This is a genomic window from Nocardia shimofusensis NBRC 100134 (genome assembly GCF_001613125.1).
Classification (GTDB): Bacteria; Actinomycetota; Actinomycetes; order Mycobacteriales; family Mycobacteriaceae; genus Nocardia; species Nocardia shimofusensis.
On record NZ_BDBT01000031.1, the window covers coordinates 12672 to 36112 of the forward strand.

At 69.8% G+C, this 23441-nt stretch carries 22 protein-coding genes; 8 read left to right on the top strand and 14 right to left on the bottom strand.

Annotated elements, in window-relative coordinates; genetic code table 11:
• Nucleotide 1 precedes the first annotated feature (1 nt).
• The 4 genes from pruA to NS3_RS23855 all read right to left on the bottom strand — a co-directional run bounded on the left by pruA (nucleotide 2) and on the right by NS3_RS23855 (nucleotide 5932).
• Nucleotides 2-1636, bottom strand: coding sequence for an L-glutamate gamma-semialdehyde dehydrogenase (gene pruA, locus NS3_RS23840; RefSeq protein ID WP_067863795.1), 1635 nt, complete (start codon nucleotides 1634-1636; stop codon nucleotides 2-4).
• Nucleotides 1637-1737: 101 nt separating this feature from the next.
• Complete coding sequence (gene dapC, locus NS3_RS23845; protein WP_067863797.1) at nucleotides 1738-2853, bottom strand: succinyldiaminopimelate transaminase; 1116 nt, start codon at nucleotides 2851-2853, stop codon at nucleotides 1738-1740.
• Nucleotides 2854-2874: 21 nt separating this feature from the next.
• Nucleotides 2875-3195: a ferredoxin gene (gene fdxA / locus NS3_RS23850; RefSeq protein ID WP_067863804.1), complete on the bottom strand. Its 321-nt coding sequence runs from the start codon at nucleotides 3193-3195 to the stop codon at nucleotides 2875-2877.
• 124 nt (nucleotides 3196-3319) lie between these two features.
• Nucleotides 3320-5932 (bottom strand): bifunctional FO biosynthesis protein CofGH, encoded by a 2613-nt coding sequence (locus NS3_RS23855; protein ID WP_067863807.1) that lies wholly within the window; start codon nucleotides 5930-5932, stop codon nucleotides 3320-3322.
• 241 nt (nucleotides 5933-6173) lie between these two features.
• Between NS3_RS23855 and NS3_RS23860 the strand changes: the two genes are divergently transcribed.
• Together NS3_RS23860 and NS3_RS23865 are read left to right on the top strand one after the other, a co-directional pair.
• Nucleotides 6174-6671, top strand: coding sequence for a PH domain-containing protein (locus NS3_RS23860; RefSeq protein WP_084495877.1), 498 nt, complete (start codon nucleotides 6174-6176; stop codon nucleotides 6669-6671).
• Nucleotides 6668-8209 carry a PH domain-containing protein gene (locus tag NS3_RS23865; protein ID WP_067863810.1) on the top strand — a complete coding sequence of 514 codons (1542 nt, stop codon included), beginning with the start codon at nucleotides 6668-6670 and terminating at the stop codon, nucleotides 8207-8209. The genes NS3_RS23860 and NS3_RS23865 overlap by 4 nt, the downstream gene beginning before the upstream one ends.
• Nucleotides 8210-8279: 70 nt before the next feature.
• Here NS3_RS23865 and NS3_RS23870 read toward each other — a convergent pair whose 3' ends face one another.
• The 4 genes from NS3_RS23870 to typA are packed head-to-tail and all read right to left on the bottom strand — an operon-like array spanning nucleotide 8280 to nucleotide 13386.
• On the bottom strand, nucleotides 8280-8801 hold the full coding sequence (locus NS3_RS23870; protein WP_067863813.1) for a hypothetical protein: 522 nt from the start codon (nucleotides 8799-8801) through the stop codon (nucleotides 8280-8282).
• Nucleotides 8802-8811: 10 nt separating this feature from the next.
• The gene (gene mshB / locus NS3_RS23875) at nucleotides 8812-9708 is read right to left on the bottom strand and encodes an N-acetyl-1-D-myo-inositol-2-amino-2-deoxy-alpha-D-glucopyranoside deacetylase (RefSeq protein ID WP_067863976.1); all 897 of its coding nucleotides are present in this window, start codon (nucleotides 9706-9708) and stop codon (nucleotides 8812-8814) included.
• A complete protein-coding gene (locus NS3_RS23880; protein ID WP_067863974.1) occupies nucleotides 9705-11477 on the bottom strand; it encodes an ABC transporter family substrate-binding protein in 1773 nt (590 codons plus the stop codon). The genes mshB and NS3_RS23880 overlap by 4 nt, the downstream gene beginning before the upstream one ends.
• 10 nt (nucleotides 11478-11487) lie before the next feature.
• Nucleotides 11488-13386 (bottom strand): translational GTPase TypA, encoded by a 1899-nt coding sequence (gene typA / locus NS3_RS23885; protein ID WP_067863816.1) that lies wholly within the window; start codon nucleotides 13384-13386, stop codon nucleotides 11488-11490.
• Nucleotides 13387-13533: 147 nt separating this feature from the next.
• Between typA and NS3_RS29575 the strand changes: the two genes are divergently transcribed.
• Entirely contained in the window at nucleotides 13534-13710 is a 177-nt protein-coding gene (locus tag NS3_RS29575; protein ID WP_169811679.1) for a hypothetical protein, read from the top strand.
• Between the two features lie 58 nt (nucleotides 13711-13768).
• Entirely contained in the window at nucleotides 13769-14077 is a 309-nt protein-coding gene (locus tag NS3_RS23890) for a 4a-hydroxytetrahydrobiopterin dehydratase (protein WP_067863819.1), read from the top strand.
• A gap of 4 nt (nucleotides 14078-14081) precedes the next feature.
• On the opposite strand, the gene NS3_RS23895 is transcribed toward NS3_RS23890, so the two are convergent.
• Complete coding sequence (locus NS3_RS23895) at nucleotides 14082-15266, bottom strand: mannosyltransferase (RefSeq protein ID WP_245649782.1); 1185 nt, start codon at nucleotides 15264-15266, stop codon at nucleotides 14082-14084.
• 422 nt (nucleotides 15267-15688) lie between these two features.
• On the opposite strand from NS3_RS23895, the gene NS3_RS23900 reads away from it, so the two are divergent.
• Together NS3_RS23900 and NS3_RS23905 are read left to right on the top strand one after the other, a co-directional pair.
• The gene (locus NS3_RS23900; protein ID WP_067863825.1) at nucleotides 15689-16438 is read left to right on the top strand and encodes an Rv1157c family protein; all 750 of its coding nucleotides are present in this window, start codon (nucleotides 15689-15691) and stop codon (nucleotides 16436-16438) included.
• 128 nt (nucleotides 16439-16566) lie between these two features.
• Nucleotides 16567-16926, top strand: coding sequence for a hypothetical protein (locus NS3_RS23905; RefSeq protein WP_067863829.1), 360 nt, complete (start codon nucleotides 16567-16569; stop codon nucleotides 16924-16926).
• A 4-nt stretch (nucleotides 16927-16930) separates the two neighbouring features.
• On the opposite strand, the gene NS3_RS23910 is transcribed toward NS3_RS23905, so the two are convergent.
• From NS3_RS23910 to NS3_RS23920, 3 genes are all read right to left on the bottom strand, one after another.
• Nucleotides 16931-17668, bottom strand: a complete 738-nt coding sequence (locus NS3_RS23910; RefSeq protein ID WP_067863832.1) for a DUF1906 domain-containing protein — start codon at nucleotides 17666-17668, stop codon at nucleotides 16931-16933.
• A 207-nt stretch (nucleotides 17669-17875) separates the two neighbouring features.
• Nucleotides 17876-19018, bottom strand: coding sequence for a hypothetical protein (locus NS3_RS23915; protein WP_067863979.1), 1143 nt, complete (start codon nucleotides 19016-19018; stop codon nucleotides 17876-17878).
• A gap of 189 nt (nucleotides 19019-19207) precedes the next feature.
• Nucleotides 19208-19801: a CHAP domain-containing protein gene (locus tag NS3_RS23920; protein WP_067863835.1), complete on the bottom strand. Its 594-nt coding sequence runs from the start codon at nucleotides 19799-19801 to the stop codon at nucleotides 19208-19210.
• A gap of 278 nt (nucleotides 19802-20079) precedes the next feature.
• On the opposite strand from NS3_RS23920, the gene NS3_RS23925 reads away from it, so the two are divergent.
• Both NS3_RS23925 and NS3_RS23930 read left to right on the top strand, forming a co-directional pair.
• The gene (locus NS3_RS23925) at nucleotides 20080-20748 is read left to right on the top strand and encodes a hypothetical protein (RefSeq protein ID WP_174550513.1); all 669 of its coding nucleotides are present in this window, start codon (nucleotides 20080-20082) and stop codon (nucleotides 20746-20748) included.
• On the top strand, nucleotides 20745-21251 hold the full coding sequence (locus tag NS3_RS23930) for a hypothetical protein (RefSeq protein ID WP_067863838.1): 507 nt from the start codon (nucleotides 20745-20747) through the stop codon (nucleotides 21249-21251). Before NS3_RS23925 ends, NS3_RS23930 begins: the two co-directional genes overlap by 4 nt.
• Before the next feature lie 10 nt (nucleotides 21252-21261).
• Here the strand turns inward: NS3_RS23930 and NS3_RS23935 are convergent, their stop codons facing one another.
• Both NS3_RS23935 and NS3_RS23940 read right to left on the bottom strand, forming a co-directional pair.
• A complete protein-coding gene (locus tag NS3_RS23935) occupies nucleotides 21262-21885 on the bottom strand; it encodes a DUF305 domain-containing protein (RefSeq protein ID WP_067863841.1) in 624 nt (207 codons plus the stop codon).
• Nucleotides 21882-23441, bottom strand: a complete 1560-nt coding sequence (locus NS3_RS23940; protein ID WP_157101511.1) for an LVIVD repeat-containing protein — start codon at nucleotides 23439-23441, stop codon at nucleotides 21882-21884. Before NS3_RS23940 ends, NS3_RS23935 begins: the two co-directional genes overlap by 4 nt.

The following is a 23441-nucleotide window of genomic DNA, read 5'->3' on the forward strand; positions in this document are numbered from 1 at the left end:
CTCAGTCCCCCATATGGGGATAGCGGTGGCCGGTGGGTGGCGCGAAGGTCTCCTTGATGGTGCGTGGCGCCACCCAGCGCAGCAGATTCAGCGGTGAGCCCGCCTTGTCGTCGGTCCCGGACGCCCGGGCGCCGCCGAAAGGCTGCTGACCGACGACCGCGCCGGTCGGCTTGTCGTTGACGTAGAAATTGCCCGCCGCGTAGCGCAGGACGTGCGCGGCGCGATCGATGGCCGCCCGCTCACGCGCGAAGACAGCTCCGGTGAGCGCGTAGGGCGCGGCCGATTCCGCCTCGGCCAACACCGATTCGAAGGCGTCCGGCTGACCGTCGTCGTAGACCCGCACGGTCAGGATCGGGCCGAAGTACTCCGTGCGCAGCGCCTCGTCGGCCGGGTCGTCGCAGAGCAGCACCGTCGGGTCAACGAACCAGCCCTGCGCATCGTCGTGCCCGCCGCCGGCCGCCACGGTGAGACCCGCGTCCCGAGCCCTGGCGAGCGCGGCCACATTCTTGTCGTAGGCGCGCTGATCGATCAGCGCGCCACCGAAATTCGCCAGATCGGCGACGTCGCCGTAGCGCAGATCCGCCACGCCGCCCAGGAACCGGTCGCCCATCTCCCGCCACACCGAGCGCGGAATGTAGGCGCGGGACGCGGCCGAACACTTCTGCCCCTGGTACTCGAAGGCGCCGCGAATCAGCGCGGTGGTCAAGGCTTTCGGGTCGGCGGAGGGGTGCGCGAGGATGAAATCCTTGCCGCCGGTCTCCCCCACCAGCCGCGGATACCCCTGGTAGCGGCCGATATTCGCGCCCACCTCGCGCCACAGGTACTGGAACGTCGCGGTCGAGCCGGTGAAGTGGATGCCCGCCAGGCGCGGATCGGCCAGGGCGACCTCCGACAGGTGCGCGCCGTCGCCGGTGACCATGTTGATCACGCCGGGAGGCAGACCAGCGGCCTCCAGCAGACGCATCGTGTAATAGGCCGAAAGCGTCTGCGTCGGTGCGGGTTTCCACACGACGGTATTGCCCATGAGCGCGGGCGCGGTGGGCAGATTGCCCGCGATGGCGGTGAAGTTGAACGGGGTGATCGCGTAGACGAAGCCCTCCAGCGGGCGGTACTCCATCCGATTCCACACACCGGGCGAGGACTGCGGCTGCATGGCCAGGATCTCGCGGGCGAAGTGGACGTTGAAGCGCCAGAAATCGACCAGCTCACAGGGCGCGTCGATCTCGGCCTGCACCGCCGATTTGGACTGCCCGAGCATGGTCGCGGCGGCCAGCGTCTCGCGCCACGGGCCCGCGAGCAGTTCGGCCGCGCGCAGGAAGATCGCGGCCCGCTCGTCGAAGGGCAGCGCGCGCCAGCCCGGACCGGCCGCGACGGCGGTCTCGATCGCGGTCTCGGCTTCGGCGTGGGTGGTATCGGTGTAGGTCCCCAGCAGCAGGTCACGCCGGTGTGGCGCGAGGATCGCGTGCCGCTCGCCGGTCCCCGGCCGATGCTTGCCGCCCACCACCAGCGGCACATCGACGGTTTCGGCGGAGATCTCCGCGATTCGCGCCAGCAGCAGCTCCCGCTCCCCGCTTCCGGGGGCGTAGGAGTGCACCGGCTCGTTGACGGGCGTCGGGACCACTGTGGCAGCGTCCATAACCAAGGCTAGCCCGGCTCCTGTGCCCCTGGCGACGATTCTCCGGCCCGCGAGTCGCCGCGCCCTCGGAAATCCGGCCGTTCGCCCGACCGGTGACCCGCTCAGGCCCGCGACGCCTTCAGCCGCGCCACGGCGGCCGCGATCCGTTCGTCGGTCGCCGTGAGCGCGATCCGCACGTGACTGCCGGAGGCCGGGCCGTAGAAGTCGCCCGGAGCGGCGAGGATGCCGCGCTCGGCCAGCCACTCGAGGGTCGTGCGCGCGGACTCGCCGCGAGTCGACCACAGGTACAGCCCGGCCGCCGAAAGATCGACGGTGAAGCCCGCCTCCACCAGAGCCGCGCGCAGCACCTCGCGCCTGGCCCGGTAGATCTCGCGCTGACGCTGTTCGTGGGCGTCGTCGGCGAGGGCGGCGGTCATGGCGGCCTGGATCGGGAAGGGCACCATCATGCCGGAGTGCTTGCGCACCTCGAGCATCTCGGCCACCAGGTCCGGATCACCGGTCACGAAACCCGCGCGGTAGCTGGCCAGGTTCGAGGTCTTCGACAGCGAGTGCACCGCGAGCAGGCCGGTGTGGTCGCCGTCGCAGACCCGGGGATCGAGGATGGACACCGTGGGCTCGTCCCAGGCCAGGCCCAGATAGCACTCGTCGGAGGCGACGATCGCGCCGCGCTCGCGGGCGAAGTCGACCACCTTGCGCAGGTGCTCGACGCCGAGCACCTTGCCGGTCGGATTCGACGGCGAATTCAGGTAGATCAGCGCGGGCGACTGCGGGCCGAGCTGAGTGAGCCCGTCGGCGCGCAGCACCCGGGCGCCCGCCAGCAGCGCGCCCACCTCGTAGGTCGGGTAGGCGATCTCCGGGATGACCACCAGGTCGCCGGAGCCGAGGCCCAGCAGCCGGGGCAGGCCCGCGATCAGTTCCTTGGTGCCGATCACCGGCAGCACGGCCGAGGCAGGCACACCGGTGATGCCGTAGCGGCGCTTCAGCGCGTCCACCGCGGCGGCCCGCAGTTCGGGAGTGCCGTGCGTGGTCGGGTAGCCCGGTACGTCGGCGACAGAGCTCAGCGCCGCCCGGATCACCTCGGGCACCGGGTCGACCGGCGTACCCACCGAGAGATCGACGATGCCGTCGGGATGGGAAGCGGCCTTCGCCTTCACCGAAGCGATGGTGTCCCAAGGGAAATCGGGCAGCAGCGCGCTGACCCGGCCACGTGCGGCCACTCGGGGCTGACTCACCCGGTCTCACTCACCCATCGGAGGGAGTTCCTTGACGAACGGCGGGTCGTAGTCGACCTTGCCGACCTTCGTCGCGCCGCCCGGGGAGCCCAGATCGTCGAAGAAATCGACGTTCGCGCTGATGTACCCGCTCCACTGGTCCGGAGTGTCGTCTTCGTAGAAGATCGCCTCCACCGGGCACACCGGCTCACACGCACCACAGTCCACGCACTCGTCGGGATGGATGTACAGCATGCGACCACCCTCGTAGATGCAGTCCACGGGGCATTCCTCGATGCATGCCTTGTCCTTCACGTCAACGCACGGTTCAGCGATGATGTACGGCACTGCCGTTCTCCTAGTCTGTCCTGACCTGTGGGGTGGTACGCCCTGCAAAACCCTATCCCGGCCGCCGCGCTCGACACCGACCAGCCTGCCCTAACTCGCCGGTATCACACGACAACCGCGACCGCTATCCCACCGTCGCGACGGGCACCTGCGCCCGGTCCACGCGGCCGTAACTCGTGGTGCGCTGACGCACCGGCCTGCCGATGCCCTCGGCGATCTCGGTGAGCTCGGCGACGGTCTTGGCAGATCCGTGCTGGGAGCCCGCCATCCGGGAGATGGTCTCCTCCATCAGCGTGCCGCCCAGGTCGTTGGCGCCACCCTGCAGCATCACCCTGGTACCCGCGATGCCGAGCTTGACCCAGCTGGTCTGGATGTTGTCGATGCGCCCGTGCAGCATGATCCGAGCCAGCGCGTGCGCGGCCCGGTTGTCGCGGATCGTCGGGCCGGGTCGCGCCGCGCCCGCCAGGTACAGCGGCGAACTCTGATGCACGAACGGCAGCAGCACGAATTCGGTGAATCCGCCTGTCTCGTCCTGGATTCCGCGCAGCACCCGCAGGTGCCCGACCCAGTGCTTCGGGGTGTCCACGTGCCCGTACATCATGGTCGAGCTCGACCGCAGCCCCACCTTGTGCGCGGTGGTGACCACCTCGATCCATGCCGAGCTGGGCAGTTTGCCCTTGGTGAGCACCCAGCGCACCTCGTCGTCGAGAATCTCCGCGGCGGTTCCGGGAATGGTGTCCAGGCCGGCTTCCTTGAGCGCGGTGAGCCAGTCGGCGATGCTCTGACCGCCACGGGAGGCGCCGTTGACGATCTCCATCGGGCTGAACGCGTGCACGTGCATGGACGGCACGCGGGCCTTGACCGCCCGGACCAGATCGGCGTAGCCGGTCACCGGCAGTTCGGGGTCGATGCCGCCCTGCATGCAGACCTCGGTCGCGCCGTCGACATGGGCTTCCCACGCGCGGTCGGCGACTTCCCGCGCGCTCAGCGTGAAGGCGTCGGCATCCCCCTTGCGCTGGGCGAACGCGCAGAACCGGCAGCCGGTGTAGCAGATGTTGGTGAAGTTGATGTTCCGGTTGACCACGTAGGTCACCTCGTCGCCGACGGTGTCGCGGCGCAGCCGGTCGGCCAGCGCCGTCACCGCGTCCAGATCGACGCCTTCGGCGGTGGCCAGCGCGAGGTACTGCTCGTCCGACAGCGCCGCCGGGTCGCGTTCGGCGGCTCGCAGCGCGTCCGCCACATCGGAGTCCAGCCGTTGCGGAGCCCCCACCGGCACTTCGGCCAGGCCGCGGGCGTGCTCGCGGATGGTGTCCCAGTCACCGAACGCGCCGAACGCCTCGCCCGCGCCGCCGAGCCCGGCATCGCTGCGGGTCTCGGTGTTGCGGCCCTCGGTGTCGATGGCGGTCTCGAGGTCCACCCGGCCCGCCGACTCCCACGACTCGTCGGGCTCCTGCCACGGCAGGCCCACCGGCAGCGCGTCGGGACGGGCCAGGCCGGTGGCCGGATCGGTGAGCGCGGCGACGTGCGCGCCGATGCGCGGGTCGATCCACGGATTGCCCGCCCGGACGTACTTCGGGTGTGCGGAGGTGCGCTCGGCCAGGGTGAACCCGGCGGCCTCGGTGAGCTCGCGCAGCGTCTCGAGGTTCGGCCACGGCCGCTCCGGGTTGACGTGGTCGGGCGTCACCGGGGAGACCCCGCCCCAGTCGTCGATGCCCGCCTCGATCAGGTCGCGGCACTCCTGCGCGGAGACCAGATTCGGCGGCGCCTGCACCGTCACGTCCGGCCCCATCAGCACGCGAGTCACCGCGATGGCCGCGCGGAACTCCTCGAGTCCGGCGTCGGGCCGATCGCGCATGGGGGTGTCGTCCTTGGCCAGGAAGTTCTGCACGATCACTTCCTGGATGTGCCGGAATTCCTTGTGCAGCTTGCGAATCGCCATGATCGACTCGGCCCGCTCGGTGACCGTCTCACCGATGCCGATCAGGATGCCGGTGGTGTAGGGCACCGAGAGCCTGCCCGCGTCGGTGATGGCGCGCAGCCGCACCGCCGGGTCCTTGTCGGGACTGCCGTGATGGCACTGCCCTTTTTCGGTGAACAGCCGGGTGGAGGTGGTCTCGAGCATCATGCCCATCGACTGCGCGACCGGCTTGAGCCGCGCGATCTCCGCCCAGCTCATCACCCCGGGATTCAGGTGCGGCAGCAGGCCGGTCTCCTCGAGCACCAGGATCGAGACGGCGCGCAGGTAGTCCAGGGTGGAGTCGTAGCCGCGTTCGTCGAGCCACTGCGCGGCCTCGGGCCACCGGTCCTCCGGGCGGTCGCCGAGGGTGAACAGGGCTTCCTTGCAGCCGAGTTCCGCGCCGCGCCGGGCGATGTCGAGCACTTCGTCGGGTTCGAGGAACATGCCCTTGCCCTCGGCGCGCAGTTTGCCGGGAACGGTGACGAAGGTGCAGTAGTGACACCGGTCGCGGCACAGCCGGGTCAGCGGGATGAAGACATTGCGGGAATAGGTGAGGACACCGGAGCGACCGGCCGATTCGAGCCCGGCGTCACGCACCCGCGCGGCGCTGCGACACAGGTCGAGCAGGTCTTCGCCGCGCGCCTGCAGCAGCACGGCGGCTTCGTCGACGTTGAGGCTCACCCCGTCCCTGGCCCGGCGCAGCGCCCGGCGCATGGCCGACGGCGAGGGCGGGGCGGGCGGAACGGGCGGGGTCGCTAGCTCGGTCACGCCCTCGATCATGCGCTAACCATCCTGGACTGTCTCCCTCCAGTGCGTCCGGTCGAGCCTAGCGAGCCGGTCGACGACCCGAGTGGCAGGTGGTCACGGGCGGCGCTCGCGAGACAGCGGACGCAGTCTCGTCGTGAGCGTTCACAACCTCTCCCGCGCTCTCCCTATTCCACCTCCGCGCACCGCCCCTCCCGAGCCGTCGTTCTTCATCGGGCACGGGCGGGCACGGCCGGCGCGTGCGAGTATGGCGGACATGGCACAGCCGCGAACGATCCTCGCCGGGCCGGCCTGGCGGCCGAGCCCGAAGGCGAAACTGCTGTGGACCGTACAGACCGCGAGCGGGTGGGCCGCGCTGCTGGTGGCCGTGATGGTATGGGCGGTAGTCGATTCCGGCCACCGCGGCTGGCAACTGCTCGCCGCGCTCGCGATCCTGGTGGCGGGCGCGATCGCCGTCGCGGTGGTGCCGTGGTGGCGCTACGCCGTGCACCGCTGGGAGATCACCGCCGAAGCCGTCTACACCCGGGTCGGCTGGCTGAGTCAGGAGAGCCGGGTCGCGCCGATCTCGCGGGTGCAGACCGTGGACATCGAACGCGGCCCGCTGGAACGGTTGCTCGGCCTGGCGACGGTGACGGTGACGACCGCGTCCTCGGCGGGCGCGGTGACGATCACCGGTCTGGATCTGCCGGTGGCCGAGAAGACGGTGGCCGATCTCACCGAGATCGCCGCCCGGCATCGCGGAGACGCGACATGAGCGCGTCCGAGGTGTCAGCACCGCCCTGGGCGCGGCTGGACCAGCGGATGCTGCTGGTGCATCCGGTGACCGAGGTGGTCAAGTTCATTCCGGTGCTGTTCGGCTCGGTACTGGTCGGCACGAGCAGCGGCAATCCACTGTGGAGCGTGATACCGCTGGTCGCGATCGTCGGCTTCGCGCTGTCCCGCTGGTTCACCACCACCTACCGGGTCGGCCCGACCCATGTCGAACTGCGCACCGGGCTGGTGCAGCGGCGCACCCTGTCGGTACCACGCAGCCGGATTCGCTCGGTCGACATCGAAGCCGATCTGCTGCACCGACTCCTGGGCCTGGCGGTGGTGGTGGTCGGCACCGGACAGCAGGCCGAGAGCGGGGAGAAATTCGAGCTCGACGCGTTGTCCGCGCAGGTCGCGCCCGTACTGCGCGCCGAACTGCTCGACCGTAGGGCCGACGGCGACACCGCGGTGAGCGACGGCGGCATCGCCGCCCCGCCGGGCGCGCGTGGCCGGGAAATCGGGCACTGGCAGCCGGGCTGGGTCCGTTACGCTCCGCTGTCGCTCACCGGTTTCGCGGTCATCGCCCCGCTGCTCGCGCTGCCCTTCCAATTCGGCTTCAGCGAGTTGTCCATCGATGCCGACACCCCGCGCTGGATCGAGGACAACGTCGTCCTGGTGCTCGGCGCCGCGGTACTGACGTTTCTGCTCGCCGTCGTCGTGGTGGTCAGCCTCGCCGCCTGCGGCCGCTACCTGGCCACCTACTTCGGACTGCGCGTGATCGACGACGGCCGCACCCTGCACCTGAGCCACGGGCTGTTCACCACTCGCCAGATCACTTTGGACCTGGCGCGTTTCCGCGGCGCCACGGTCAACGAACCACTGCTGCTGCGGCGGGCGGGCGCCGCCGAACTCGAAGCCATCATGGTCGGGGAGAATCCGCGCCAGAAGATCCTTCCGCAGGCCCCGCGCGCCGCCGTCGAACGCACTCTCGGCGAACTGCTCGGCAGCAGGCAGCTCGCCTCGGCGAAGAACACCGCGCCAGATCGCCTGGCGATCGACGCCACCGCTCACTTGTCGGCCCCGCTCACCCCGCACGGCCCCATCGCGCGCCGCCGACGCTGGTTCCGCGCCCTCGTGCCCGCCTGCGTCCCGGCAGTCGCCCTGCTGGTCCTGACTGCTTCCGGCGTGTCCTATTCGCCCTGGTTGTGGCTGCCCGCACTCGCCCTGATCGCGCCGGCCGCCCTGCTCGCCGAAGACCGCTACCGGGGCCTCGGCCACACCGTGCTGCCCCGCACCGCGCACGGCCCCGCCTGGCTCATCACCCGCTCCGGCTCCCTGGACCGCGACCGCGACTGCCTGGAGGCTCCCGGCATCATCGGCTGGACGGTCCGCCAGACGTTCTGGCAGCGCCGATCCGGCATCGCCACGGTCGTGGCCGCCACCGCCGCGGGCAAGAAGAGCTACCGCGTCATCGACATTCCGCTCGAAAGAGCTTGGGAAATCATCGAAAACGCCACTCCGGGCGCCCTCGGCCACCGCTAACGGGTCGGCTGGTGGCGATGCCGTCGCCAGGCCGCACGCTCGAGGTGCCCTTGCCGGTCCACCGACGCCGCTACCGTCGGGTCGGTACCGGGGCAGGGGGCGCGACGGCGGTACTCACGTTGAAGGCGTACAGCAAGGGCGGAACCGTTCCGCAGACCAGGAGCAGCAGCGTGGGCCAGTCGCCCATGAGCAGCGTGTCGGAGCCGGGGCCGGGGAAGGTGCACAACAGGAAGCCGAAAGTCCAGGCGAGGACGGGCAGCAGGGCAAGACGCAGACTGCCGGTGAACGTGCGCATCGCGGCGACCAGGGCGATGTTCACCGCGGCCGCGATCAGCGCCGTCACCGGGACCGGGATGGCCCCGGAGCCGAGCGGGGCGGCCAGGTGCGCGCCGGAGGCCAGCGCGAGATCGGAGGGCGTCACGGCGGAGGTCCACGAACCCCCGACGTAGAAGGGCAGATACAGCACTTCGACGAAGACGCTGAAGAGTGCGGCCACGACGAGCAGGGCCATCGTGAGTCCGCGTGCCACCGCGGCGAACCGGGCACGGGTCACAACATCGTTCACATCGGCCTGCCGCCCCGGGATCTCCACGGCAGCGAGTCTAGGCCGACAGTGCGCCGAGCCCGGCGAACAGATCGTGCTCGCGGCCGTCGGCCCCGACCGCGCCGCGCCTGCCGCGCACCAAGACGAAGTGTTCCTCCGGCAGGACCGGCTGGGCGATGTCGTTGGAAAGGGCGAACTCCCGGCCCGAGGGCGCGACGCTCACCTGGGTGACATGCGCGCGCAGCGCGGCGCGTTTGGCCGAGAGCACCTCGGAGACATCGACGACCGTGGTGATGGTCTCGCTCTCCACTCCGGCCAGCTCACCGACGGCGGGCAGCCGCCAGCCCGCGGGCAGTGCGCCCGGCAAACCTTCGGCGGTGCGCCGGGCCAGCGATTCGGTGTGCAGGGCGAGCAGATGGAGGTCGGTGACGGTCCAGTAGAACTTCGGTACGTCCCAGCCGAGTTCGGCCGCGGCCTGGACAGCGGCGGTGGTGATCTCGTGGGCGCGGATGTGATCGGGATGCCCGTACCCGCCGCGCGGGTCGTAGGTGATCACGACGTGCGGCCGCAGCTCGAGCAGCACCTCGACGAGCGCCTCGACCGCTTCCGGCCCCGAGTTCACGAACGCCCGCGGGTGCCTCGCCGCAGGGGTGTCCGCCATGCCGGAGTCGCGCCAGCGGCCCGCGCCGCCGAGGAAACGAGGCGCGCTCACGCCGAGCGCGGCCAGCGCGCCGGTCAGCTCCATTATCCGATAGCCGCCGAGCTGGTCGGCCTGGTCGGCGGTGAGCTGGGCCCACTGCTCGCCGATGACCTCGCCCTCCTCCCCGAGCGTGCAGGTCACCACGGTCACCGGAACACCGCGGGAACGGTAGAGCGCGATGGTCCCGCCGGTGGTGATCGACTCGTCGTCGGGGTGGGCGTGCACGAGGAGCAGTCCACCGGTGGTCACGGTCACGGGATCCTCCTCCACATCGCCGCATCACCGAAGATACCGACCGGGATGGCCCCGCTCAACGACGCGCCGTCCACGTGGGGTCCGGCCGCCGCGACCAGGTTGTCCTGCACGATCGGCAACACCGTCGACAGATTCCACAGCGCGGGCTCGGCCTCGGCGAGGGTCTTGGGTACATCGATACCGCGCAGCGCCGCATCGATCGCGGGTTGCAGGGCGACATCGCAGATCCCGGACAGATTGGCCGGTGCGCGCCTGGCCGCCTCGAGCACCGCCTCGACCTCGCTGTCGGCGGCGGGCTCGGCACTCGGCGGGCAGCCGTAACGGGAGGCGAGCATGTTCGCCGGATCGCCGCCCGCCACTTCCCAGCCGACGATGGCGTCGACACTGCCGTCCACCAGTTCCTTGCCGTAGAGCTCGTCGGCGGGCAGCGCGCGCACGGTCGCGTCGATGCCCGCGCTGCGCAGCTGGTCGGCGGCGGTGTGCGCGACGGCCTGGGCGGTCGCGTCGTCGGTCACCGTTCCGATGCGCACCGTCAGCTTGCGACCGTTCTTCGCCAGCGACCGCGGCTGGGGCGCGGGCGAGGTCGGCGACATCTCCTGCGGAGTCTCGGGTTCGCGCGCGAATCCGGCCTCGCCCAGCAGCGCGAAGGCTTCCTCGGCCGAGGGGCGCGGCGGATCGGTGGGCACGTAGCCGGGATCGGAGGGCGAGAGGATCTGCGCCCGCACCGGGTCCACCCAGCCGCCGGTCTGCGCGCCGACGGTGGCCAGCAGGGCCGGATCGAGCAGCGCGAGCACACCGCGCCGCACGCGCGGATCGACCAGATCCGCGCTGCGCCCGTTGAGGACGAGCCGCAGCGTGCGCGACTGCGGCATGATCGCGGTCCGCACCGAGGCGATCGCCGCGAGTTGTGCCTGGGTCGCGACACCGCCGTGCACCAGCGCCATCTGCGCGTCACCGGTGCGCAGCGAATCGGCCAGCTGGGCGGGAGTTCCGCCGCGGCGCAAGAGGATCTGATCGGGGGCGGCCGGGGTGCCCCAGTAGCGGTCGTTGCGCTCCAACAGGATCTCGTCGCGGCCCTGGTCCACCGATTTGATGGCGAAGTTGCCGCCGGAGACGGCGATCCCCTCGGCGAGCCCGTTGACGAACCCGCCCGGCTGGTCCTTGATCAGATGCGAGGGAAGCAGATTGGTGAACAGCTGGGGCCAGGCCGGATAGGGCCGGTTGAGCACCACGTTCACCGTCTTGCCGCCGCCGGAGGAGGTGACATCGGAGATCAGCCGGTAGGCCGCCGGATCGACCACGCCCGGCTGGGTGATCATCTGCTGCCACAGGAACCGGAAATCCTCGGCCGCGATCGGCGCGCCGTCGGACCAGTTGGCCTGATTGCGCAGCGTGTAGGTGATCGTGAAGGGCTCCTGCGCGGTCACCTCGGCGGAGGTGATCAGCGCGGTGTCGGGCACCCACAGCGCCGCGCCCGGCACCGCCGGATCGGGGACCGGACGGAACGGGCTGGGCAACACCATCGCCGCGACCGCCGAGGCGGCGGGCGACTGATCGGCGCGCAGATGCGGATTGAATCCGACGCCGACGTCGTCGATCGCCACCACGACGGTGTTCTTGCTCGGCTTCTCCGTCGTCGTCTTCGGAGAGTCCGTGCTCTCGATGGGCGGCGGCGGGTTCGCGGTGCAGCCCGCGAGCACCGCGACCGACACCGCGGCCAGCAACTGGATGACACGCGCCGTCGCGCGCCGTCGGGCCCCCGGAATCACGCTGGGCACTCTACAGCGCGGCCCGGTCCCGTGCCTTCCGCCGCGACAGCTCGCGCGCCCGCTCGTTGGCATTGAGCACGACCTTGCGCACCCGGATCACATCGGGGCCGACCTCGACGCATTCGTCGCCGGCGCAGAACTCCAGCGCGCCTTCCAGATCCAGCACCAGCGGGCGCGACAGCGTCTCCAGCACGTCGCCGGTGGCGCTGCGCATATTGGTCAGCTTCTTCTCACGAGTGACGTTGATGTCGAGATCCTCCGCACGCGGATTGATGCCGACGACCATGCCCTCGTAGGTGTCCGCGCCCGGCTCCACGAAGAAGGTGCCGCGATCGGCCAGCTGCAGCATCGCGTAGGCGGTGACGCTGCCCGCGCGGTCGGACACCAGCGAGCCGGTGTGCCGAGAGCGGATCTCGCCCGCCCAGGGGGCGTAGCCGTGCGCGACGGCGTTGGCGATGCCGGTGCCGCGGGTCTCGGTGAGGAAGTCGGTGCGGAAACCGATCAGGCCGCGCGAGGGCACGATGAATTCCATGCGCACCCAGCCGTGACCCTGGTTGGACATCTGCACCATCTTGCCCTTGCGCGCGGCCAGCAGCTGGGTGACCGCACCCAGATGCTCCTCGGGCACGTCGATGGTCAGTTCCTCGAACGGCTCGTGCACCTTGCCGTCGACGGTCCTGGTGACCACCTGCGGCTTGCCGACGGTGAGCTCGAAGCCCTCCCGGCGCATGGTCTCCACCAGGATCGCCAGCGCCAGCTCGCCACGGCCCTGCACCTCCCAGGTGTCGGGGCGCTCGGTGTTGAGCACACGCAGCGAGACGTTGCCGATCAGTTCCTGATCCAGGCGCGCCTTGAGCATGCGGGCGGTCAGCTTGGTGCCGCCGTTGCGGCCGGCCAGCGGCGAGGTGTTGATGCCGACGGTCACCGAGATGGCGGGCTCGTCGACGGTGATGCGCGGCAGCGCGACCGGATTCTCCGAGTCGGCCAGGGTGTCGCCGATCATGATCTCCGGGATGCCCGCGACCGCGACGATGTCGCCCGCGACGGCTTCCTCGGCCGGGTTGCGCTCCACGCCGACGGTGGCCAGCAACTCGGTGATCTTGACCGTCTTGGTGCCCTCGGCACTCATCCAGGCCACGTTCTGCCCCTTGCGCAGGGTGCCGTTGTGGATGCGGACCAGCGCGAGACGGCCCAGGAAGGGCGAGGCGTCGAGGTTGGTGACGTGCGCCTGCAGTTCGGCCTTCGGGTCGCCCTTGGGCGCGGGGACGTACTTCAGCAGCACGTCGAACAGCGCGTCCAGGTTGGGCGCGTCGGGCGCGTTGCCGTTCTCGGGCTGCTCGGTGGAGGCCTTGCCCTCACGACCGGAGGCGTAGAGAACCGGCAGGTCGAGCGCGAGCTCGGCGGCCTCGGCGGCTTCGTCGTCGAGATCGGAGGCCAGGTCGAGCAGCAGATCGTGGCTCTCCTCGACGACCTCGCCGATGCGGGCGTCGGGCCGGTCGGTCTTGTTGACCACCAGGATCACCGGCAGCGAGGCGGCCAGCGCCTTGCGCAGCACGAACCGGGTCTGCGGCAGCGGGCCTTCCGAGGCGTCGACGAGCAGTACGACGCCGTCGACCATCGACAGACCGCGCTCGACCTCACCGCCGAAGTCGGCGTGGCCGGGGGTGTCGATGACATTGATGACGGTCACCGAGCCATCGGGGTGATGACGGTGCACGGCGGTGTTCTTGGCGAGAATGGTGATGCCCTTCTCGCGCTCGAGATCCCCGGAGTCCATGACGCGGTCCACCAGTTCGGCCCGTTCGGCGAAAGCGCCGGACTGACGGAGCATGGCGTCGACCAGTGTCGTCTTGCCGTGGTCTACGTGCGCCACGATGGCGACGTTGCGAAAATCGCGTGCAGACGACACGCTGAATCCTCCTGCTGATAGGTATGGGTGCCGACACCTGAGAACAGATGGAGAATGGATCCACCGGGCGTCGCGGCCGAATACACACACTACCGGCAAGTCCCCACTTCATATGCTTCAGCCACTGGTTAGGTTATGCTAACCAATATGGGCAAAGTCAAGGCAAAGAAGGTTTCGAGCCTGAAACCCAAGAAGAAGTGCTGCCGCAAGAAGACCCGCTGCGTGAAGTGCCCGGTGGTCATCATGCGCATGAAGAAGGCCGAGGCCGCGGGACTGCACGGCAAAGATCTGAAGAAGGCGCTCGAGCGGGCCCGCGCGGCCTGATAACCCGAATTTCGCCGCCGCCCCGATCAATTCGCCCCGCTTCGGGTAGTACCGGGGCATGACCGCAGAACTGCTCCCCGAGGACCGCATCGCCACCGCCATGACCAGCCTGCCCGACTGGTCACGCGCCGATGCGCAGATCTCGCGCACCGTCACCGCCGCGTCCTTCCCCGCCGCCATAGACCTGGTGCGCCGGGTCGCCGACGCGGCGGAACGTGCGAATCATCACCCTGATATCGACATCCGCTGGCGAAAGGTCACCTTCACCCTGTCGACCCATTCCGCGGGCGGCCTGACCGCCGCGGACTTCGCCCTGGCCGAGCAGATCGACGCACTCGTCGCCGGGAGCGACAGTTCGGGCGCCTGACGATTCAGGCGACGTCGGCGCGCTCGGCCTCCGGGATCGCGGCACGCGCCCGCCTGCCCGAGACGATCACCCAGACGAGCAACGCCAGCACGCCCGCCACATTCACCGCGCCGAGCCAGGCCAATACGCCCGGCCGGGAGATCTCCCAGATCGTCGGCTGGAAGAACGACAGCACCCACGGCACCCCGATCAGCGTCGTCACCAGCCAGTACCCCGCGAGTATCCGCGCGCCCGGCGCTTCGCGCAGCGGGCCGTAGAGCAGCCACAGCACCAGCGGCAGCAACCACACCCAGTGATGGGACCAGGAGATCGGCGAGACCATCAGGCCGAACACCTGCACCAGCAACAGCGTGCCGAGCCGGTCGTCCGGGCCGAGGGATCGCCAGGCCGCGAACGCCAGCGCCGCGACCACCAGGACCGCGCAGATCCAGACCGGCCCGGTCTCCACGTCGTGGCCGAGGATGCGACTGATCGTCCCGCGCAGTGACTGATTCCACACCGAGCCCACCGGCCCGATCCGGTCCGCGTCCCCGAGCAGGGTGCCGAAATAGCGGCGTGCCTCATGGTCGTTGAGCAGGTAGCTGATACCGACCGTCAGGCCGAACGCCACCGCCGCGAACATTGCCGCGCCCCAGCGGCGCCGCGCCAGGAAGTACAGCCCGGTGATCGCTGGCGTCAGCTTGATGCCCGCGATCACACCGACCAGCCCACCGGAGATCCACCATCGCGAACTGCGCACCGCGAGCATGGCGCCGAGCACGAGAAAAACATTGACCTGCCCGTAGTCGATGGTCGTTCGCACCGGTTCCAGCCACACGCCCACCGCCGTCCAGGCGATCGGCGCCACCCGCCAGGCCGGCTCGCGCAACCGCTCACGACCGAGAATCATCTCCAAAGTGATCCACACCACACCGTAGAGCGCGGCCACCGTCGCCAGTAGCCAGCCGATGGCCACCATGGTGAACGGCAGGAAATGCAGCGGATAGAAGACGAACGCGGCGAAGGGCGGATAGGTGAACGGCAGCGGGAAGTCCGGCGTCTTCTCGGCGTAGGTGAAGTCGTAGAGCCGATCGGTGCCCACCGAGGCCGAGCCGTCGACGTAGACGTGCAGGTCGACCAGATTCATCCCGTTGTCGGACAACAACATCCACAACATCCGGGCGAGTACGGACAGCCCGAGCGCCAGCACCGCCCATCGCCATCGGGCAGCGGCCGGACGTCCGTCCGTCCGAGCGCTCTCTCGGTTCAAATCGCAGGCTTTCGGGGTGGGGGGCGGGTCGCGAAGGGATTTCCGCTGTTCGGCACACGCGAGCCGAAGGTGCTGACTAGATTAACCGGAGGTCACCGGTCGTCCGGCGTGGCCTATCCCCCATCTGTTGACCACAGCGGTAACATTTGCATCAATCTTCACTCCAGTAACGCCCGGACAAACTACTCTCTGGTAACACTGATCGTCCACGACAGAAACTCCGGAGCGCGGCGGCTGTACAAGCCGGTACCGATGTACTTAGAGTGACCCGGAAAACAACGGGCCCCGCGCCCGTTGCACCAGATGTACCCGAGGTAAGGACGGCAAGACCAGTGCTTCGCACCCGAGGATCGCGGATCGCCATGACCGCACTCGCCCTGGCGGCGAGCGCTTCGCTCGCCATGCCGGCCGCAGTAGCCGCGCCGGACACCGCCCCTGCCGCGGCCCCCAACAGCGTTCCGATGGTGCCCGAAGGCGTCCCGGTCGACGCGATCGCCGCACTGACCCCCGCCATCGTCGGCGCCATCGCGGGCCCGGCCGATATCGCCGACGGCCCGCAGGCCGCGATCCTGGCCCAGGCCCGTGCGCTGCTCGCCACGCTGAACCTGCCGCCGCAGATCAAGTCGACGCTCGAGCGGATCATCACCTTCCTCGACGGCAGCGGTGGCGGTGGCCCCGAGCTGCCCGAGGACGGCCCGGTCATCGCGCAGTTCCTGTACCCGACCATCGGGAAGGCCTGCATCAGCGATTCCGGCGATTCGATCGGCACCGCGCTGGCCGTGACCGGTCCCGCCGAGCTGCCCCCGCCCGGACCGCAGGCCGGCCAGACCGGTTTCGTGTTCACCGCGCTGGGCACCAAGGCTCCGACGGCCGAGCAGAACCCGCCGCTCACCGTGCAGTGGCTCAACCTCGACACTCGTCAGTCCGGCGTCGCCCAGCTGACCGACGAGGCCAAGATCAACCCGGACGGTCCGGCGACCCTGTCGGCGATCGTCGACACCGGCCGCGGCCGGATCGCCGCCGTGGTGGGTGGCTCGCTGACCACACAGGCCGAGGGCGCCGAGCCGCGTACCTGCTCGTTCCTGCCCACCCTCGGGTTCTTCACCGCCTGAGTCGAATACACGCGAAGCCCGGCCGCCGGATCTCCGGCGACCGGGCTTTCGTCGTTTCACATCCGGCGATCTTCCACGGGTTCGCGCATATGCGATTGACCGAGCCTCGACCGTGGTAGACCGGGGGCATGGTTACGAGCGACATCACGCCACACATCCCGGGCTCGATCAGGAGCAAACGCTCGCGCCGGTCGATCCTGTCCATCCGATCGGAAGGCTCGATACTGTCGATCGGCTCGGCCTACTCGATCCTGTCCATCGGCAGCGTGGGGTCGGTGCTGTCGATCGGCTCGGTGGGCTCGTTCGGGTCGATCATCTCCACCGGTTCGTTGGCCAGTCTCGCCTCGGCGTTCTCGGGTCTGTCGCGCTGGTCGCTGTTCTCCTGGCGCGGCGATCACCAGACTCCCGACGATCGGCCCTGCCTGCGCGTCGTCCCCGACGACGAACCGGAGATGCGACTCACGCCCGCATCCCACTCGCAGACGTAGCGCTCTACCACTGCCCGTATTCGGGCTTCAGGATGCTGTTGAGGTCGACCCCGATGCCGTCGACGGCTCGCTTGTCGATCTCGAACTGGTGCAGATGCGCGGCGGGATGCACGACCCCCTTCGGCGTGCCCCAGTTGTGCTGCCAGTACCACGCGCCCAATCCCGCGACGCGGGCCAGTTCGATGGTGGGCGCGTTGGCGTAGACGCCGACGTTCTCGCGCCCGAGCACCGCGTGCCAGCCGAGCAGGTACGGCGCGATCATGGTGGCGAACTCGACCGGGGTCGGATTGTCGTCGATCGAGGCGTAGATGGGCCGACCGGCCGGACCGCCCGCGGCCGAGTGCAATTCCAGACCACGCTCGGCGTGCCGCTTGCCCGCCTCCAGACCTCCACGCCAGTCGGCGGTGGCGGCCTTGCCGTACTGGTAGCAGGAGACGATGCTCAGCCCGTGCGCGCGCAGGTCCTCGACCTCGGCCGCGAGCAAGGGTTTGCCCTCCATCCATTCCGCGCCCGGCCGCCGGTCGGAGACATAGCGGATGACGCCGACGTGCCCGGCGGCTTTGATCTGCGCGGCGGACGGCACTCCGGCGGCGTAGTCGAGCAGGGTGCCGTGACCGGGATTCGCGGCCGCGGTGCCTGCCGTGGCCGTCATGCCCAGAGCCGCCGCGGCGGAAGTGCAGGCCGCTGCCGCGGCAGAGGTGTAAGCGAAAAATGTACGACGGGACAGATTCGAAGAACGCATCGCCGACTCCTTCGACCGAACCCCCGACCGATGTGGGCAAAAGCAGGCCCGGCGCGCCTTCCCCAGATCCGTTCGCGCGCCGGGAGCCTCGAACGTGGACTCATTCCACCACATTCACACTGAGACCACCAGGCCCCAGAGACAACATCAACCCCACAGGCAACACGCCGTGTCCGCACGTCGCCGGGTGTATCGCCGGTGCCTCGATCAGACGAGGCGATCGATCCGCGCGCCGACGTCGATGATCCGGCCCTCGGCGCGGCTGATTTCCCGCTTCACGACCCCGAGTACCCGGGCCAGCATCTGTTTCTTGATACCGGCCAGGGCGCCGAAAGCCGCCGCCCGCATGCCCTCGGCCTTGAACTGCAACCGCAGGTCCTCCGGGCGGGGCGGGAACGGATCGATCACGACCCACAGCGGTTCCGCCGCGCGAGCGGTCAGCAGCAATGGGATCTCGACCTCGGCGCGGTAGCGATTGGCCCTGAGCACCCGCACCGTGATGTCCAAGGCGACCGGGAGCACCAGCTCGAACCGGTGGTACCCGTCGTGGGGCTCGGCCGGTTCACGCGCGGCCAGCAATGGCGTGCCGATCGCGCCGCGCACGGTGACGGTCGCGCGGTCTCCCGGCCCGGTGCGCAGCGGGCCGATCTCGATGGGACGGCCCGCCATCCGGTCGACCACCTCGCCGATGCGCCGCGTGGTGACGATCCGCTCGAAGAAGCGACGACCGAACTCGCCGTAATCGATCCACTCGAACCGCTCGGGTACCGGACCGCGCGCGCGGCGTCCGTCGACCAGCGCCTCGAGGTCGAAGATCCGGGCGCGACGGGCCTGCGGCTCGGCGAGCATCGCGTTGACCCGCTGGGCGACCTCGCGCTTCACCCAGCCCGCGATCGGCTCGAGCAACGACTCCCACGCGGCGTCCACCGCGGAGGCCCGCACCAGGAAACCGACGTTCTCCGGCGCGATCGGCGGGATGTCGATGACGATGAGCACCGGTTCGGCGGTGCGGGCGTGCAGGGTCAGGTCGATATCGACCAGGGCCTCCAACCGCAGCGTCTTGCCGCCGAGCAGCACCTTCACCGCCAGGGTGACCGGCACGCTGACATGGAAGACGACGGCCTCGTCGTGGCGCGAGACCCGGGGAGTGCCGACCTTGCCCTCGGCCAGGAACCCGGCGATACCCGCCGGAGCCAGATTGACCGGGCCGACGGTGACGCCCTGCCCGACCATGCCGGAGACCGCCGCGATGATGCGTTGCTCGGTCACCGCGTGCTCGACGAAGCGTTCGCCGAACTCGGCATAGCCGATCCAGTTCGGCCCCTCCCGGCCCTCCACACTGTGCTGCATGAGCTCTACCGCCAACCCTCACCTCCGCACGGACATTCGACACGCTACGCGACGAGGGTGACCGAAGCGCGGCGGCAGCGGGTGCATCGGGCGGGCCCTGTCCTGCCGATGAGGGGCGAGCAGGACAGGGCCCTTGTCGACAGCGCTGCCGGGCACTGTCGCCCTCCATAGTAGAGGCGAGCCGGGTTCCTAGAATCGCCCGTAGCCGACGACATCGGCCACGTCGGCGAGCCGGAACCGATGGATGCGCACCTGGTCGAATTCGTTGCCGCCGATCGTGGTCACCGCACCGCCGTCCGCGGCGAGCACGAGATTGGTGTGCTGACCGAACGGACTGTCCGGCCCGTAGAGCAGCACGTCGCCGGTGCGCGGCTGATAATCGGCCTCGACCGGCACGAACCGGTCCACGCTCTGGTAGTACTCCTGCAGCGTGTAGACCCCGGGAATCCGCCAGGAGCCGGAGTGCGGGTTCGACAGCGGCCGGCCCGCCTCCCGCATCGTCCAGCTGACGAAATCGGCGCACCATGCCTCGACCTGACCTTCGGCGTAGTCGGGACCGGCGCCCGGGTCGGCGAACTCGCGTTCGAGGACCGCGACCAGTGCCGACTGGTCGGCGTCCAGCACCGACCGATCCACCTCGGGAAACGACGTGAGCCGCTCGCCGACCAAGGCGCCACCGCCCGAGGCCTCCTGCCACCACCGCACCCCGAGCACCGCGGCCACCGCCACCGCCACCGCCAGTGCCACGGCCCCCAGCCACAGCCGCGTCCTCGCCACCCGCATCGACTTCCCCCTCCGTTGGGCAACCGTCCTGTTGCGCCACACATCGTGGCGCTACCCGCCCGCGCCACCCGACGCGCGCGAAACATGTCCACAGACTAGGACGTTCGCGAGGGCCGGCCGGTTCCCTTGCGCGCGCTCCGGCCCGCGCGAGGCCCGGCATCGAGAGCCCGATCCGCCTGCGCGGTACCGCGACTCGGACCGCCCGGTCGGATAGCGGTCTGTTTCAGCGGCGAATTTCGAGGCACTTCCATGGCAGAAGCTCGACAAAGGAGAATCCCGTGTCCACCTCCGTGCTGATCGCGCTGGTCGTGGCGGTCGTCACCGTCATCGCGGCGCTGTTACTGCTCACTCCGAGATTGCGCACCAGGCGACTGCGTCGCAGGTTCGGCCCCGAATACGACCGAGTCGTGGCCGAGGCCGACGACCGCGCCGCCGCCGAACGCGAGCTGCGCAGGCGTGAACACCGCCATGCCGACCTCGACCTTCGCCCCTTGCCCGAGGAACGCAAGCGCTACTACCTCGACGAATGGGTCGCGGTGCAGGAACGTTTCGTCGACGATCCGCGCGGCGCGCTGGGCGAGGCGGACCGTCTCGTCGCCGCGGTCGCCGCCGAGCGGGGCTACCCGACCGGCGACCATGACCAGCAGGTGGCCGATCTGTCGGTCGAGCACGCCGCCGCACTCGACCACTACCGCAGCGGGCGCGAGATCGCCGCCCGCGCAGGCGAGGACAGCACCACCACCGAGGAGATCCGCATCGCTCTCGTCGGCTACCGCACGCTCTTCCGCGACCTCGTGGACGGCGACCTCGTGGACGACGACCTCGTGGACGACGACCTCGTGAACGACGACGGCACGTCGACGACGAACGCCGCGACGCGGACGGAGGCGACGGCCGAGACCGGCGCCGATACCAGCATTCCCAGCAAGAAAGGCATCCTCCGATGAGCACCGAACCCCGGATCCACCACTCCGCCACGACGTCCGAGCGTGCGGACGCGTCCGCACCCGATCCGCGCACCGCCACGCCGGACACCGCCGAGCCCGGCACAGTCGACGCCACTCCCGACACCCGTGTGACCGCCGGCCCCGATGTCGCCGCGGGCGCCTCCGGCAGCGAAGTCGCACACGATGTCTCGCCCACCGACCGGCCGTCTCCGCCGTCGGCCGGTGACACGGCCACCGGCGGCGACCCGAGGCTGGTTCCCGTCGACGAGGTCGATCAGCTGCGCACCAGGTGGCACGAGTTGCAGGCGCACTTCGTCGACGATCCGCGCGAATCCGTCACGCGGGCCGACGAATTGGTCGGGGAGACCATCGAACGCCTGACCGCCCTGTTCGCCGAACGCCGCCGCACCCTGGCGGCCGGCTGGTCGGGTGCGGCCGAGACCGAGCAACTGCGCACCGCGCTGCGCGACTATCGCTCTCTTTTCGAGCGCCTGGTCTCCTGAAAACCACCGGTCAGTTCTGCATGCGCGCGAGCATCATCCCCATCAGCCCGGCCTCCTGGCCCTGCGAAGTGATCATGTCGCGCGCCGTCCGCTTCACTGGACCATTGCTCAACAGTCGATCGGCGGCCTGCGCCATCACCACCGCCCCCTGATGGTGACGTTGCATGAGCCGCAGGAACAACGCCTCCGCGTCCCGGCCGCGGGCGGCCGCGAGTCGATCGAGTTCGTCCTGGGTGACCGCGCCCGGCATCGTGACGGATTCGGTGTCCGCCGAACCGTGGTCGTGACCGGACGCGCGCATCCACGCCATCGGCTCGGGATTGGTGACTGTGGCCCGCGCCAGGGTCAGCCAGCCCAGCATCATCCCGAGCTCGGTGCGCTGGGTGTCGGCCACCTGCCGGGCCAGCAGCAGCACGGTCGGATCGACATCGTCGGCCAGCCGCTGAGTCAGCAGCAGCGCCTGCTGGTGGTGAGCGATCATGTCCTGCACGAAAGCGATCTCCACCGGGCCGAGCACCGGAGCGGGCTCGGTCTCGTCGGCGATCAGCAGCGGCCGGGCCGCCGCGCCGAGCGCGAGCAGCAACAGCGCCACACAGACCGCCGCGCCGACGGCGAGCCCGCGGCGCACCGTCACGACCCGACGGTGGAGAGCTGGTCGGCGGGCGGGGTGTAGACCGCCGGATCGAGCCGCAGCGTCATGAACCCGTTGTCGGTGCAGGTCACATAGAGCATGTCGCCGCGCCATTCCGGGGCGGAGAAACACCAGTCGCTGGAGAGGTCGCCGGCGACGACCATGCCGCTGCGCTCACCGAGCGCCTGACCGGGATCGAACTGACCCGCCACACCGGACTGCAGCACCGCGGGCAGCTCGAGAATCGGAACGCCGATGATCGAGGCCACCGCGTGTACGGAGTTCCACAGTTCCGCGTTGCGGCCGGTCTGCGCGGGCGGGTTGTAGTAGGCGATCTCGCGAGGGTGGAACGGATCGCGCACATCGAACACCCTGATCCCCGAGGAAGCCCAGCCGCAGGCCAGGGCGGTGGGGTCCACCGGGCGGTCGGCGGCGCAATAGTGCGAGTCGTAGGCGAACAGCGAGCCGCCCATCGCCGAGGACAGCATCGAATCCTGGTTCGAAGGCAGATTGATCTCGAGTTTGATCGCGTGCGCGATCCGCGGCGCGGCCGGATCGGCGACATCGATCAGCTTCACACCTCCGGAACCGGCCTCGTCCACGGTGAACAGGTACGGCCGCCCGTCGTAGGTGACCGCGATGCTGTGCTGGGTCGCCCAGCCGTCGGTCCATGTGGTCTGCGACAGCACCGGCACCTGCGGGTTCGGTTCACGACGCTGCACCGCCGAGGTGTCGAGCACGGTCAGCCCGCCCAGATTGTTCGACAGGTACATCCGGGTGCCGTCCGGGCTGAATCCCATGCCGTGCATGGACATTCCGGGCAGACCTTGCCAGAGGACGCGCGGCGCGGACGGATCGGTGATGTCGACGGCGCTGACGATGCCCGGCGCGGTGCCGGAGGTCCAGTAGGTGTTGCCGTCGGGCGAGAAGCCGCCCTCGTGTGCGGTGATCGGTAACGGCATGGTCAGGTCGGTGCCCGGCCCGGGATTGAGCAGGCGCGGACGCGCGCAGTCGGACACGTCGTAGATCGAGAGCAGCCCGAAGCCGGTCAAGGCGGGCACCCCGGCGCCGACGAGGAGCTTGCGGCCCTGGTGGACCTTCAGCGTCTCCCAGGTCCCCGCCAGCATGGCCGGTTCGGTGAGGACAGTCGAGAGCACGGGCGCGGTGGGCGTCGACGCGTCGACCACCTGCACGCCCGCCAGCGGATCGAGCAGATTGCCCGGGAAGAAGGTGCCCATATAGGCGCAGTGCTCGAAGCTGGTCGAGGTGATCGCCCCGCCGCGTCCTGGATAGGCGCCCAGGCGGGTGATATTGCAACTGTAGCCCTGGGTGCTGCGGCCGCTGGAACGGTCGGCGGCGGGTACGTCGCCCTGCAGGCCGGTTTCCGGCGCCGCCCCCGGGCCGCACACGGCGCGCTCGGCGGCCACGTCGACGACCCCGGCGGCCTCCTGCACCACGACGCCCGACGGCTGGGCGAGGACACTGCCGAACGGCAATACGGTGGCCGCGGCAATCGCCGGCACGGACAGCCGGGCCAGGCGGGACAGCGAGAACAACAT

Excerpts from the sequence above, each read along its gene's own strand:
- NS3_RS23905 (WP_067863829.1), top strand. The coding sequence starts at position 16,567 with ATGGTTACGAGCGACATCACGCCACACATCCCGGGCTCGATCAGGAGC.
- NS3_RS23915 (WP_067863979.1), bottom strand. The coding sequence starts at position 19,018 with ATGCAGCACAGTGTGGAGGGCCGGGAGGGGCCGAACTGGATCGGCTAT.
- NS3_RS23940 (WP_157101511.1), bottom strand. The coding sequence starts at position 23,441 with ATGTTGTTCTCGCTGTCCCGCCTGGCCCGGCTGTCCGTGCCGGCGATT.
- NS3_RS23920 (WP_067863835.1), bottom strand. The coding sequence starts at position 19,801 with ATGCGGGTGGCGAGGACGCGGCTGTGGCTGGGGGCCGTGGCACTGGCG.
- NS3_RS29575 (WP_169811679.1), top strand. The coding sequence starts at position 13,534 with ATGGGCAAAGTCAAGGCAAAGAAGGTTTCGAGCCTGAAACCCAAGAAG.
- NS3_RS23930 (WP_067863838.1), top strand. The coding sequence starts at position 20,745 with ATGAGCACCGAACCCCGGATCCACCACTCCGCCACGACGTCCGAGCGT.
- NS3_RS23900 (WP_067863825.1), top strand. The coding sequence starts at position 15,689 with ATGACCGCACTCGCCCTGGCGGCGAGCGCTTCGCTCGCCATGCCGGCC.
- NS3_RS23860 (WP_084495877.1), top strand. The coding sequence starts at position 6,174 with ATGGCACAGCCGCGAACGATCCTCGCCGGGCCGGCCTGGCGGCCGAGC.
- pruA (WP_067863795.1), bottom strand. The coding sequence starts at position 1,636 with ATGGACGCTGCCACAGTGGTCCCGACGCCCGTCAACGAGCCGGTGCAC.
- NS3_RS23865 (WP_067863810.1), top strand. The coding sequence starts at position 6,668 with ATGAGCGCGTCCGAGGTGTCAGCACCGCCCTGGGCGCGGCTGGACCAG.
- NS3_RS23890 (WP_067863819.1), top strand. The coding sequence starts at position 13,769 with ATGACCGCAGAACTGCTCCCCGAGGACCGCATCGCCACCGCCATGACC.
- NS3_RS23855 (WP_067863807.1), bottom strand. The coding sequence starts at position 5,932 with ATGATCGAGGGCGTGACCGAGCTAGCGACCCCGCCCGTTCCGCCCGCC.
- NS3_RS23910 (WP_067863832.1), bottom strand. The coding sequence starts at position 17,668 with ATGCGTTCTTCGAATCTGTCCCGTCGTACATTTTTCGCTTACACCTCT.